The 12,803-nt window shown below is 50.6% G+C and carries 11 protein-coding genes; 4 read left to right on the top strand and 7 right to left on the bottom strand.

Translation table 11 applies throughout. From position 1 onward, the window contains the following. Positions 1-26: 26 nt before the first annotated feature. A complete protein-coding gene (locus SBG41_RS04180; RefSeq protein ID WP_317896296.1) occupies positions 27-1,277 on the bottom strand; it encodes a 3-isopropylmalate dehydratase large subunit in 1,251 nt (416 codons plus the stop codon). Between the two features lie 15 nt (positions 1,278-1,292). Continuing rightward, on the bottom strand, positions 1,293-2,492 hold the full coding sequence (locus SBG41_RS04175) for a homocitrate synthase/isopropylmalate synthase family protein (protein ID WP_317896491.1): 1,200 nt from the start codon (positions 2,490-2,492) through the stop codon (positions 1,293-1,295). Between the two features lie 497 nt (positions 2,493-2,989). Between SBG41_RS04175 and SBG41_RS04170 the strand changes: the two genes are divergently transcribed. Next, positions 2,990-3,373 carry a hypothetical protein gene (locus SBG41_RS04170; protein WP_317896295.1) on the top strand — a complete coding sequence of 128 codons (384 nt, stop codon included), beginning with the start codon at positions 2,990-2,992 and terminating at the stop codon, positions 3,371-3,373. Between the two features lie 25 nt (positions 3,374-3,398). Here SBG41_RS04170 and nadX read toward each other — a convergent pair whose 3' ends face one another. From nadX to nadA, 3 genes are all read right to left on the bottom strand, one after another. Next, positions 3,399-4,193 (bottom strand): aspartate dehydrogenase, encoded by a 795-nt coding sequence (gene nadX, locus SBG41_RS04165; protein ID WP_317896294.1) that lies wholly within the window; start codon positions 4,191-4,193, stop codon positions 3,399-3,401. Beyond that, on the bottom strand, positions 4,183-5,058 hold the full coding sequence (gene nadC, locus SBG41_RS04160) for a carboxylating nicotinate-nucleotide diphosphorylase (RefSeq protein ID WP_317896293.1): 876 nt from the start codon (positions 5,056-5,058) through the stop codon (positions 4,183-4,185). The genes nadX and nadC overlap by 11 nt, the downstream gene beginning before the upstream one ends. Positions 5,059-5,208: 150 nt before the next feature. After that, positions 5,209-6,153: a quinolinate synthase NadA gene (nadA, locus tag SBG41_RS04155; RefSeq protein WP_317896292.1), complete on the bottom strand. Its 945-nt coding sequence runs from the start codon at positions 6,151-6,153 to the stop codon at positions 5,209-5,211. Between the two features lie 124 nt (positions 6,154-6,277). On the opposite strand from nadA, the gene SBG41_RS04150 reads away from it, so the two are divergent. Together SBG41_RS04150 and SBG41_RS04145 are read left to right on the top strand one after the other, a co-directional pair. Beyond that, positions 6,278-6,610 (top strand): hypothetical protein, encoded by a 333-nt coding sequence (locus tag SBG41_RS04150; protein ID WP_317896291.1) that lies wholly within the window; start codon positions 6,278-6,280, stop codon positions 6,608-6,610. Between the two features lie 137 nt (positions 6,611-6,747). Then, complete coding sequence (locus SBG41_RS04145; protein WP_317896290.1) at positions 6,748-8,472, top strand: DUF505 family protein; 1,725 nt, start codon at positions 6,748-6,750, stop codon at positions 8,470-8,472. 57 nt (positions 8,473-8,529) lie between these two features. On the opposite strand, the gene SBG41_RS04140 is transcribed toward SBG41_RS04145, so the two are convergent. Further along, positions 8,530-9,885, bottom strand: coding sequence for a phosphoadenosine phosphosulfate reductase domain-containing protein (locus tag SBG41_RS04140; protein ID WP_317896289.1), 1,356 nt, complete (start codon positions 9,883-9,885; stop codon positions 8,530-8,532). 107 nt (positions 9,886-9,992) lie between these two features. Here SBG41_RS04140 and SBG41_RS04135 point away from each other — a divergent pair, with 107 nt between their 5' ends. Next, positions 9,993-11,462: a bifunctional DNA primase/polymerase gene (locus tag SBG41_RS04135; RefSeq protein WP_317896288.1), complete on the top strand. Its 1,470-nt coding sequence runs from the start codon at positions 9,993-9,995 to the stop codon at positions 11,460-11,462. Here SBG41_RS04135 and SBG41_RS04130 read toward each other — a convergent pair. Then, on the bottom strand, positions 11,459-12,802 hold the full coding sequence (locus SBG41_RS04130; RefSeq protein ID WP_317896287.1) for an FprA family A-type flavoprotein: 1,344 nt from the start codon (positions 12,800-12,802) through the stop codon (positions 11,459-11,461). The genes SBG41_RS04135 and SBG41_RS04130 overlap by 4 nt on opposite strands. Position 12,803 lies beyond the last annotated feature (1 nt).

Below are 12,803 nucleotides of genomic sequence, written 5' to 3'. Positions count from 1 at the left end.
GGTCGTCACCTTGCACACAGTAATTGCTACATGTATTTCCTTGGATCCGTTATGCGCCCCTCTACGGCTGAAGCAGCTGCCGTTAAGGGGCTAGCCAAGTATACCTTGGAAGACGCATGCCCCATTCTGCCAACAAAGTTCCTATTAGTCGTGCTAACGGCTACTTCGCCTTCGCCTAAGAGGCCAAAATGAGCACCCAGACATGGGCCGCACGTACCGTAAGTTACGCTGCAGCCAGCTGAAACAAATACGTCAAGAATACCGGTCTCCATGAGTGCTCTAAACACTCTCCGCGACGCCGGGATAGCTATGCACCTAACGCCTTCACGGACCCTCCTACCCTTCAATATCTTCGCTGCTTCAGCAAAGTCCTCAAAGCGACCATTAGTACAGCTCCCAATGAAGATCTGGTCAACCTCTACCCCCTCAACCTCTGTCACGGCTTTCGTGTTGTCAACGCTTGGCGGAGCAGCAACCATAGGCTCAAGACGATTCATTTCAAGCTCAATCTCGTCACTATACTCGGCGTCACGGTCAGGCTCTAGCACAGCATAGCTACGGCCGAAGAGCTTTGATGCCTTGATAGCAGTGGCCTCGTCAACAGGAAAGAGACCAGCCTTCGCCCCGGCCTCCACGCTCATATTGCTGATAGTTAGTCTCGCATCGATACTTAATGCATTTATATCGCCTTGAAACTCCAGGGCCTTATAGATAGCACCATCCGAACCTATATCGCCTATAAGGGCTAGTGCCACATCCTTGCCCATGATACCCTGCGGCAACCCTCCATGAAGCCTTACACGTACCTGCTCTGGGACGCGGAGCCACATCTTTCCGGTAGCAGCGGCTATAGCTGCATCAGTGCTCCCAACACCGGTAGCGAAGACCGCCATCGCGCCGAGAGTCACGGTATGACTATCGGCACCAATGATCAGTCTACCCGGTTTCGCATACCCCTCTTCAACCATGACTTGGTGGCTTATACCCGTACCTACGTCGAATAAGCGTACTCCATGCGTGCGCGCAAATTTTCGCATCTCTTGATGCACGAGGGCCGCAGCGACACTAGGAGCAGGAGCAGCATGGTCTATGAAGAGCACTAGCCTAGAGGCATCAACCCTGCTCTCCATTCCTGCTTCACGAAGCACCCTTAATGCGAGCGGAAAAGTACCATCATGCATGTAGACGTAGTCAACACGTACAACTACGTGCTCGCCAGGCGCCGGTACACGGCCAAGTTTACTATTCAGTATCTTCTCGGTAAGCGTGAGCCCCATAAACGGCGCCCCGAATTAGCTATAATGGTTTTCATCGAGGAAGTATCGTAGGGCAAGCTCATAGAGCTCTTCGTCGCTTAGTGGTTCCTTCCGCCCGCCTTCCTCGTACATCCTCACTATCTCTCTATACATCTCCTCAACGCGGGGGTCGTCCTTACTGATACCCTTGCCTAGCTCGGGCATGTTGAGGCGAATCCATGCAACGATGGCCGCTCTTCCACCATACGCGTTAACCTCTATGCGTGGGCGACGCCCCACAAGAAGAGGATCGAAGGGAAGATAAATCTCTGGGTTCTTGAGGAGCCCGTCAATGTGTATACCGGCCTTTGTGTTGAAAGCGTTTCTCCCAACAAGCGGCAAAAATTCTGGAACACGATACCCCATTTTCTCAAAGAAGGTAGCCACCTCGGGAAGTATGGAGAGGTTCACATCATTTGCTCTCCCCGTTAGACCGACATAGTGGACTAGCATTACCTCTAGGGGACAGTTACCAGCGCGCTCACCTATACCGAAGAGCGTACAATTACTATAATCGGCTCCATAAATCCACGCAGCAAGATGGTTAGCAACAACTAGTCCAAAGTCGTTATGCCCGTGAAACTCGAGCTGGTTTGTTGAAAGACCGAGGTCTAGAAGCCTCCGTATAAGTGCAGGTATGCCGCGCGGAGGTGGAACCTCCGGGAAAGGCACCCCTAGTCCAAGGGTATCTGAGAGCTTGAAACGAAGCGGTACTCCATATTTCTCGCTAAGCCTTATCACTTGCTCAACAAATGGTCCTATATTGTTGTCAAAGTCCGCTCTAGTGACATCTTCAAGGGCACACCTAACAGCTATGCCTCTGCGGAAAGCCTCCTCTAAGACGCTGAGGTATTTCTCAAAGGCCCTCCTACGATCAGTTCCAAGCTTGTAATAGATATGGTAATCACTTATGCTTGCAAGTATGATTGTTTCATCGAAGCTTGCTTCGAGGACAAGTCTGAGATCGTTCATAGACGCTCTTATCCATGCTACTGGCCTCGGATTTTCCGCCCCGTATTCGCGAATCTTCCTAGCTAGCTCGCGGTCTCTACTAGTGTAGAGGAACAGTTCAGTAGACTCAATAGCCCCTCCGCCGCCAAGCTCTAGGAGGAATTCATATATCTTGAGCCCCTCCTCTACACTGAAAGGCCTCCAACCCTGTTGGCCATCCCGCAGCGTCGTATCTGTTACGCGTATTCGACGAGACCTGAAATCCTCAATATTGTTTAGGATTATTCGGGGAAAGCTAGTGTATGGAAAAACGTCTCGGTAAAGTATAGGTAGTTCTTCGCTCCTAGTTGCGGGACTTAATTCAGCACCACCTCGCCATCTATATACTTTGGGTCCTGGGACGATGAGGCGCTCTGTGCCGGGGTAAAAGAATAATCAACATAATGGCTGGTACGGATTACGTTCACCTGTTATATAGATTCAGAAACTATCATGGAAAACACTGCCATGGATAGCTTCATTAAGCTGTGCGGACTCCGTTTAGACAGTGACAAGAAATCGGAATGTGGCGAAGATTGTGAAGTCTTATGCCGAGCCGCAGTTGCGTAGAAGGCTTATTTCTTTGACAGGGGAGACTTGTCAGAGAGGGGATGAAGACCTTTCGGTCGCCCCGACGCGTGGGCGACCCGATGGGGAGTTTTCCTCCCCCTGACCCACAATTGGGACGTGAATGGTGAAGGAGCTTGCAAAGCAATGGGAACTGTTATGTAGAAAAGCATGAGTGCGGAAGCGGCCAAGTCTTGCTACTGCTTTGTAGAAACAACCCCCTAGATGACCCTAGAAGCGCTAATGGTAAAGAGAAGTTTCGCGGGTTAGCTCCCGGCAGCCTCTCCATGGCCTACGAGGATGATTGGAGCCGAGCCTACTATGTCTACTATTATCCAGGTGTCGGCGGCTTCTACATAGAGGGCGATATGGATGCTTTTGATGATCCGGAGTGCGGGGACAAGGTCGTTCCAAGAATACTTGGTTTTCTCAAGGAGCGAGGGCTGCCAGCTGACGCCGAGAGACTCTTAGAGATAATATTGTCACGAAGAGTATTCACTACTCAAAGGCGTCCTTGGTAAAAGAAGTTAGGAAATAATGGCGTGGCTAGCTCCCAATAACGACTTCCTCCCTGCCCGTGAGTCTTCGAAGCAGTTCTATCACCGAGAGGGCTGCCAGCCAGCTGGTGCGCGGGTTTTCGGGGCTAGGCGTGTTTTCTATTTTTATTTCGAGCTTCGAGGCAACTGACTCAACGATAATTACATGTGTATTCTTTGTAGTATTTGGATCAGCTATTACCTCTACCTCGGCCTCCTTACCCGCTGCGAGGCTGAGTGCAGCAGCGACATTAACGTTGAAGGGAAACCTCTTTACTGCCTCGCGCGCTGGGCCGCGGTAAAGCACCGTTGGCTCAGAGACCTTTGCCCCGAGGCTCTTAGGGGGCTTGATTGTGCGCAGCGCTACTCGGTTAATCCCTACAAGGCGTAGTGCCCTAATCGCGTCGAGCCCGGCAATCGCTCCTGTAGGAGCATATATGTGGGCCCCTGTGTCTCTCGCAATGGCTCTAAGTCTTTCCAGCAACTCGGCGTCGAGTAGTGCGCCGACGCTCAGCACTACGAGGTTTATTCCACGACGCAGTACTTTCTCCCCATATTCTCGCACAGCTTCTTGGCTTGCAGCTTCGACCACGTAGTCCATGTCGTGCTTAAGGAACTCGTCGATGTCGGTTTGATATATTTCCGGCTTTTTCTCCAGCATCTTTGCCAGTCGCTCGCACTTCTCCGGATAAATATCCATAAGCGCAACTATGTCGGCATTAATCATTCCAACTACAGCAGCCTTCACTATCTCTGAGGCTATGGCCCCGCATCCAATAATACCTATGCGTGCCTTAGCACTCAACTCTTCTCATCTCCGCTGAGAGATCTACGCGGTCGGGATGGTAAAACGGGTAACTAGTACTGATGACGTCCACTCCCGTCGCCGCATATGTCGCTATGTTCCAGGGCCCTATGCCGCCGCTTGCCTCAACAACTACACGGCTCCGAAGACCAGCCTCTTCTAGGAGGCGGAGTGTTTTCCTTACCTCCTCCGGCGACATGTTGTCAAGCATCACTATGTCTACGCCAAGCCTTGCGGCAAGCACAGCGTCCTCGGGCTTAGAAACCTCTACCTCTATGCGCTGAACAAAGCTCTTCCTTTCCAGAACTCTTCTAATAGCCTCCTCTAGGTCTCCGACAACCTCTACATGGCTATCCTTCACTATTATCGTATCGCTAAGCCCCCATCTGTGGGTGTCTCCACCGCCTTGCTCAAATGCTACTTTGGCACAAAATCTAAGGCCAGGAGGAGTTTTTCGTGTCGCAGCCACCCTTATCCTCGGATTTACTTGGCGAGCCTGGTTAACTAGTCTACGAGTAGCCGAGGCAATACCGGAAAAGTATGCAAGAGCGTTCAAGAGAGTCCTCTCAAGCAGTAGGAGATCCTCTGCGGGTCCACGTAAAGCCATTACTATATCGCCTTCGGAGAACTCCTTACCGCTCTCTATAACTTGTTCAACCCTAAGCCCTAGCGTCTGCAATGCCTCAGCTAACTCGGAGCTACACGCGGCCACACCACCCGTCTTGGCCCGGATAATGAGCTGAGCGCATACACCTTGCAGTCTGAGCGTCCTTGTCGTAGCATCACCGTATGGTGCATCTTCTCTTAGCCATTCAAGGATTTTTTCCGCAAGGATTCTCCCAGATAGGAGTCTTACTTTCGGCATATGAGCCCCCAGGAGGTACTTGGCGATACAGCTGCTAAAACGTGTTTACTGTTACTGGTCAAGAGAAGAATAATTCCAAAACACTGGATCGCATTCATTGGATGAATTGTGCGAATATTAATAGCAATAAAAACAAAATACAATGTTGAATTATTTAGGCTTCTTACCTATGAGCTCGAGCCCTCTCTCTACTGCTTCCCGAGCCCTTCTTGCAATTACTGGATCTATTTCAATACGCGGCTTGAGGCTCTCTAGGCTGGCCACAACCTTGTCTAGCGTCACCTTCTTCATGTCTATACAAATAGTCCTAGGCGATACAGGGTATACACGTGCTTCTGGATAGAGTCGCTTAGCGCGATAAGCTAGGCCTTCCTCGGTGCCAAGGATGTATTCGCCTCGGGGATCCGTCTTACCTATGTAGCGTAGCATCTGGCTCGTGCTACCTACGTAGTCTGCAAGCTTTCTCGCAGGCCTAGGCGCCTCGGGATGTATAAGCACTCTCGCTGTAGGATGTTCTTCCTTGGCCTTGCGCACATAGTATTCGCTGACAAGGTGCTCGTGGACAGGGCAATGCCCGTTCCGCGGTACTGGGATCACCTTCTTGTCGGGGTTGTTTTCCTGTACCCAGTCTGCGAGATTCTTATCCGGGGCAAAGAGCACGGTCTCTGTCTCTAATCTCTTGACAGCCTCGACGGCAGAAGCACTTGTTACAACGTAATCGGATTCAGCCTTAGCGGCAGCATAGGAATTTACATAGATAACAACAGGTGCTCCTGGGTGCTCCTTCTTTGCATTGCGAATCAGCTGAGGTGAGGCAAAATCGGCTAATGGGCAGCCAGCGGCCAGGTCTGGGTGAAGAACTATTCTATCAGGGTTCAGAAGCTTAGCGACCTCCGCCATGAAGCGGACGCCTGCGAGAACAATTACGTCTGCACTGGTTTCGGCAGCCTTGATTGCGAGCTCGAGACTATCGCCAACGAAGTCGGCAGCATCCTGTATCTCGGGAAGTGTATAGTTATGTGCAAGAATGACTGCTCTTCGCCTCTCCCTTAGCTCGTTTAGTTTATCGACGAGACGCCTTAGGTACTCATTCACTACTTACACCCGGGTTAATAATCACTAACCTATGCCGGTAAAAAGATGAGATGACGGACAAGTTCGCGCCGAGAACTACACAGTTATTTTACCGCGCCAAGGCGTGAACGGACAAGGGCTACAAATGAGTGAAATAGTTGACTATGTTTACCTAGCGCTGGACCTAATACGTAAAGCATGTCAAGACCCGTGCGCCTACAACGTCTGCGAAGAACTTGAAGACGCTCTTCTAGTCTTGCTCGATGAGGCAGGAGACCCGGATAACATAACCCTCTATTCTGCACGGGCAATAGAGTACGCCATAGATGAGCTTAGGAGAGCCGAGCAAAAAGCCTCTGAGAAGAAGTGCGACCGCGCTATTGCCTTGTTCGCGGAGGCTCGTAGGCATCTCGAGCACGCCTTTGCACTCGTCTCAAGACTATGGATAATGCTTCTTCAGAGCCGTAGAGGAGAGTAGGAAGAAGTATAAGAATTTGAAAATTGGTATGGTAGTATTTTAGTTTGATTATATAATTATAGTTAATACTTTTCCTACCTCGTTTTCCAAAGTCTTATATTTCTGCGTGGCTATTTTTGATAGCGGTGAGGCTGAGCATGGTATACGTAAGCATTGCTATGATTCGCGTACTTGACGAGAAACTGGACCGAGGAGAGTTTAGCTTTCAAGAATTCGTAGAGAGATTTGGCGGCGAAGAACCAGCTCTTCAAGCCCTTATGGATCTCTATAGTCAAGGCCTACTAGATCATCGCGGAGAAGGTGTGTTTGAAGTAACTGATGCTGGGCGTAGGCTTGTTGAGGCTTGGAGAACAAGTGGTAAGCCTGAAGCCGAGCCATGGCTGGATAGCCGTGTTTATACCATGCTCCATTCTTCGGTAATAGCTGGTGGCAGAATACCAGACGCCTGGAGAAATTTCCTTGAAGAAAGAGGTTTTGTTGACGAAGAAGGATCTCTATCCCCGGAAGGCTACTCCGTTTATGAGACATTGGCCGGAGCCAGCAGGAGGCCCGTAATTACAAAGGCTATCGCGGCTGCGTTAGTATCGTTGCCGGAAGGACCGGCAGAGAAGAAGTTTTACTCGAGCCGGTTTATCGATACGCTTGAAGCATCAGAGCTATATACTAAGAGTGTGCCGAACGGCCTCTACGCTGCCTTAACGAGGCCGGGAAGGCTGCTTAAGCGAGCTTTTAGAATGCTTAATTTAAACGCCAATGTGCCGGCGCTTCTCAATCCCATAATATATGGTGGCCTCGAGGCCTTATTGCGCGGAGAAGAATTGGATAGAGAGCTGCGGGAAATGCTTGGCGAAATAGGCTACATTACTGCGGCCGGGTCTTTGACGCTTGCTGGGCGGCTTGTAATCAAGGCTTGGCGCCTTATTCAAAAACCCTTGTCTACGGCGCCCTCTGCTCTTAGTGAGGACGAATTAAACGTTATGGATGTGATTGTGGAGCTTTGGGAAAAGGCTAAGAGCAATCCGGAGCTTGCACCAGATCATAAACTCGTCAAGGAATGGTCAGAGAAACTTGGCAAGAAATACCGTTACTACACACCAGGATTAGCCATATACCACTTAGAAGCCATGGGCATGATAGCAGAGGAGTATGACAGCAAGCTCAAAAGAACTGTGCTTAGGCTCACGAGGCTTGGTGAAGAAGTCTATCGTCGTAGTGCTGGAAAGCCGTCTACAGCGCTAGGAAGCCGTGTTCTAGTAGAGGCTGACCAAGGCCTTGGCTTCAGCGAGGAGTGGGCTCGGCGTGCAAAAGACGAAGGCCTGCTTGGCACCGGTGGTCCGACTAAGTATGGGCTTGCGTTGCAGAAGGCGAGCCGTGAGGCAAAGAGAAGTATATTGGTAACCAGGCTAGAGGCGATGCTGCTTAAGCGCCTTCCCGAAAAGCGTAGTATGAGTGTAGAGGCTCTGAAGAAGAGTTTCCCCGGCGAGGAGGAGGCCATAGGCTATGCTCTCGGCAAGCTAGAGTCCCGCGGTCTAGTGGAGACATTGCCCGATGGGAGAGTTGTTATAACCAATATAGGCCTCTTAGTAAAGTCAGCGATAGTTGCAGCGCCTAGTGGAGTCGCTACACCGGTTAATCCTCGCATAATCAAGCTCTTAGAGGCGGTTAGAAAGCTACGCACAACAGAAGATGTCGCAAAGCTGGTCAAGGAGACAAAGCTCGGCCTAGATGAGCTGAAAGACGCCTTAGTAATTGCCAGGAGTTGTAAGTATATCGGGAGGAACAGCCTCACTGGTGAAGGCGAAGCACTTCTTGAAGCTATTAGATTGCTTAGCGAGCAAACTGAGGCCGAGAAGCCCGTCTAGCTTATCACAACACTACCACTCCTTTACCCTTAATTGATCACTATGCCGTGAATAATATTATCCAGAAACACCGTATCTCCACCTACCTCTCAGTATGGTTGCCAGTGTATTTATTACATCGTCTTTAGTGCTTCCTGCAATTTTCTCTGCAAGCCTATAGAACCAGTCTTTATGATTTCTATACGATATGTGGAGCTCGTAGAGGTGCATCGCGGGGCATGCCATGCATCCTATGCGTACGAGGCCCTCGTTGTACAGCTGGTTAACTGGGAGATTTCTTTCTGCCAGGAAGAGCTGCACGGCGAGCCGGGGCCAGTGATATATCGGCAGGGCCCGCACAACTCCCGGTATCAGCGGGTTCTCGCCAAGCCTTGGCGTCTTGGCTCGCGTGGTGCTCTCCCATTTACGTGCACCGTCGAGAACCAGCCTAACTCCATGCTTCTCGTAGAACTCTTTCAGAGGCTCTAGCTTCAGTAGCCTGGTACACCAGCGATTGTCACGTGTCATGAACCCTTGCCTGGCTATTAGCTCAACCGGGTCCAGTTTCGCGCTGACAACCTCTAGGTCTACGCCAATTATTGATACTATTTTCTCGACGTATGCCTTGGTCTCAGGGTGCTCCATGCCCGTGTCAACGTAAACAGCAACTACGTTCCCGCCCCCTACGGCCTCTCTAGCAAGTTCTAGGAGAGCTGTTGAGTCAGCTCCTCCGCTGAAAGCGACGTAGAGTTTGCCTCGGCTTGCCTGAAATCGTGCATAAACACGCCTAATGAACTCTCTTGCCTCTGAGGCAAGGGCACCAATTATTTCCGTGTTTGCCTCTACTGCTTCATCTATCTCGCTGGGGCTCAGGGGCTTGAATCCGAGTGGTGCCAGATCCTTTATCTTCACAATACAGTTTTCCTTGTCGATGACCTTGGCTGGGCCGATCCACTTATCCGTTCCAACTAATACCCAGTCCTTTCTGTTGCATGCTTCTCCGCCGAGCCGTAGCTTCTTACCCTTTAGCCTTCTCCCCTTATCGCTACTGGCTTGAAGATAGTTGGCGCCGATTGATGCAAGTACACTTGCTAAGGCACCGCTTGGGTGCAGAATCCATCCCTTTGACCCATATTCTAGCACGCCTATGCGAACAGCGTGAGCAAATACCTCGACGGCATACTCTCCTGTAGGAGCAGGTATGCGGTGAAACACGACATGGTGGTTATCAAGATCAAGAAATACGTCAAAGTGGCGGCGAATAAGGCGGCTTAACGTGTTCTTCTCAAAGCGGCCAGCAAGCCAGTAATCTCCCCGAACACGCCAGCAAGCCTTAGAGCCTCGACAACCTATTACCGGTACTGCAGGGTGACGACGGTATCCCAACTGCTCAAGTGCCTTTATAATGCCGTCAAAGCCGTTTCTTGAACTCATTGCTGAGCCCCTTCAAATAATTGCTGTCCTAAGGGGCAGCGGCGGTGTCCTCCGCCAAATCCTAGAGGCAAGACCCCTACCACACTTACACGGAGCGTCAGCTAATATTGATTCGATCTGGGAAGGAGGTGGCTGACCCGGTGGGAGTAAACCCAGTGGAACACTATTTGCGCGGAGGAGTGTTAGCAGAGATGGCTGAATGGCTCCAGGGAAGATGGGTTGCTGTTGCCGGCAAAAAGGGAGAAGAGAACATCTTTATCCGGCACATGGGGCCCGGTCGCCCTTTAAGGGTTCGTGGCCCAGAGGACTTGCGTAGACTAGTCATTAGGTATAAGAGCGTGATACGGACCATCTATGGCTCCGTAAATATATACTCAAGGCTGGAGAGCGATAATGACCTAGAAAACCCCGGCAACATTGTTGCAACGACGCCCTCGTGGGACATTGACGCGAGTATTGATAAGTGGCGTTTCGCCGTAGAGGCAGCGAAGATAATAGTATCGGCCCTTGAGGAGCACGGCGTAAAGCACTCAGTATACCTTGTTTGGAGCGGCGAGGGCATACACGTCCATATAAATGAGAACGCTTTCTCTCAGAGCCTGCGGGAAAACATACACCCCTTTAACGCAGCCTACGCCGTCGTCGAGTACATTCTCTTGGAGACGAGGCACAGGCTAATAGAGCTGGCTAAGAGGAGCGGCGGCATCCTAAAGGTAGAGAACATAATGGATGTTAAGAGAGTCTTCACAGCACCACTCTCGCTGCACCGTGAGCACGATCTGGTCGCGGTTGTGTTTACTCCAGACAAGCTTGACGAATTTGACATAGAATGGGCTAGGCCAAGCAACTTCAAGCACCAGGCATACGCGTGGAAACAATACAAGGAAGGCGAGGCTGATGCCCTCGCAGAGGAGGCCGTGAAGAAGCTAGGGCTGCGCTACAAGCTCTGGAAGGGGCTGAAGACAAGGCGCCAAGTAGTATCTATCCAAAGCACCCGGGAACAAGGCGTCACAGAGGCGGGAGAGAAGCCGAGGATCGGGCGCTTCGAGGTCATGGCCCTACTGCAGGCCGCCCGTTACTACCTCTTAACCGGCGACCTTGACAAGGCTAAGAGCTTTGGGCTTAACCGTGCAATATTCTATGCATGGGCAAAGTACTATGGGCCTAGTGGGCGCTATGGAAGAGTAGCAGCTTCGAGACAGGCCAAGTCTCTGCAGGAGAAGAAGTTCGTAAAGGCGCTTGGCGAGGAGGTACCCGTTGGGCCTAACGGATACTTCGAGATGGGTGGGAAAGAGCAGCGCCCCGAGGACTTTGATCGCCAGATTAAAGCCAAGTTTGAAGCCCTAATGCCCTGGGCACAGGTATGGAGAAAGGCACTGGAATATGTTTCCAAGTTTCCGCGAAGCGTTCTCCGTGATCCACAGAAATTCTACCAGGAAGTCTACCTCCCAGTGCGCGACACATTTGTCGAGAAGATACTTCTAGGTAAAGAGGAGAAAAGAAAATCGATACTCGACTTTATAGGAGGTCGAAAGAAGAGCGAAAACGATAACAGAGAAGGCTCTGAAAGAGCCTAGCTGATGAGCTTCGTCACAGCATCTTCTATTTCCTCATCTTTTATAGTCCCAGGGTTCTCGATAATCCCTCTCACATCGACTTTGAATGCGTTGAGCTTCTCTGTGAGCTTCTTTGCAGCAGCTCCTCCCCAGCCATAGCTGCTTATTATTAGTACTCGTTGGCCTCCTGCAGCTTTCTCGCAGAGCAGCATCGTGACGTACTCCATGAGGGGCATTACAGAGGCCTCGTATGTTGCTGCTCCGATAACCCATATCCCGGAATCAATAGCATCGCCTATGACGTCAGAGATGGGTGCTCTATCCTTATCGTTGAACCCATAGATCTTTACTGTGAAGCCTTTCTCTCTCAGCATTTCAGCAACTCTTTTTGCGGCTTTCTCGACAGTGCCGTACATGCTTGCGTAGACTACGAGTGCCTTCTTCTCAGCATGCCTCTGTAGTCCCCATGCCTCGTAGAGGCTTAGTGCGTCGTCAACGTGTTTCCTCAGCACGAGGCCGTGGAGGGGTGCAATTGTGTTGAAGTCTTTTCGCCGAGGCATAAGCTTTGATACGCCTTTAGCGACCCATCCACGATAAGCACCTATTACTGTGGCGAAGTATTTTCGCATGAACCACTCATATTTCTTGAAATCAACATTGTCGTCAACTAGTTCCTCTGGTATAGAGTAGGCACCGAAAGCGTCGCCGCTGAACAAGATCCTGCTTGGTGATAGGATGCTCATATATGTATCTGGCCAGTGAAGCCACGGCGTGGATATGAATTCTAGCGTGTTGTCTCCGCCGAGGTCTATGCGTAGACCATCCTTCAGCGAAACGTGCTTTGAGAGCCTAATATTGAACGTGTTTTCTATAATGCGCCTAGCTATAGGATGCGAATAGACTACGACATCGCCCCTCTTGCTTAGCAGGGCTGGTAAGGCCCCACTGTGATCCGGCTCGCTGTGATGAACAACTATGCCATCAATATCATTTATCGATGTAAGCGAGCTAAGCGCCTCCATGAAGCAGTCACTGAACTCGGCCTTAACTGTATCAAGAAGAACGGTCTTTTCTTCTCCGATAACAAGGTATGTGTTGTATGTTATTCCTTCCGGAATCTCCCAGAGGGCTTCAAAGAACCTTATCCTACGATCGTTGACGCGAAGCATGTAAACATTATCATGGAGCTTTGAGACGACAATTTCTCCGCCATTACATGGATAAGTTTTTTGCATAACACTCCTCCGAGGAATACTGTGAGAACGATGACAGTCTATAAACCCCTGCCTCGCCTCTATTGAGCTTTCATAACCCAGTGCTCTTAATTCCTGGCTGTAGAGACGAGTCTGATTGGACTCCACC

It is taken from the genome of Pyrofollis japonicus (genome assembly GCF_033097485.1).
Classification (GTDB): Archaea; Thermoproteota; Thermoprotei_A; order Sulfolobales; family Pyrodictiaceae; genus Pyrofollis; species Pyrofollis japonicus.
This window is presented reverse-complemented; position numbering and strand designations above follow the sequence as displayed.

Coding starts and splice junctions, on each gene's coding strand:
- SBG41_RS04150 (WP_317896291.1), top strand. CDS start 6,278: ATGAGTGAAATAGTTGACTATGTTTACCTAGCGCTGGACCTAATACGT.
- SBG41_RS04140 (WP_317896289.1), bottom strand. CDS start 9,885: ATGAGTTCAAGAAACGGCTTTGACGGCATTATAAAGGCACTTGAGCAG.
- nadC (WP_317896293.1), bottom strand. CDS start 5,058: ATGCCGAAAGTAAGACTCCTATCTGGGAGAATCCTTGCGGAAAAAATC.
- SBG41_RS04145 (WP_317896290.1), top strand. CDS start 6,748: ATGGTATACGTAAGCATTGCTATGATTCGCGTACTTGACGAGAAACTG.
- SBG41_RS04180 (WP_317896296.1), bottom strand. CDS start 1,277: ATGGGGCTCACGCTTACCGAGAAGATACTGAATAGTAAACTTGGCCGT.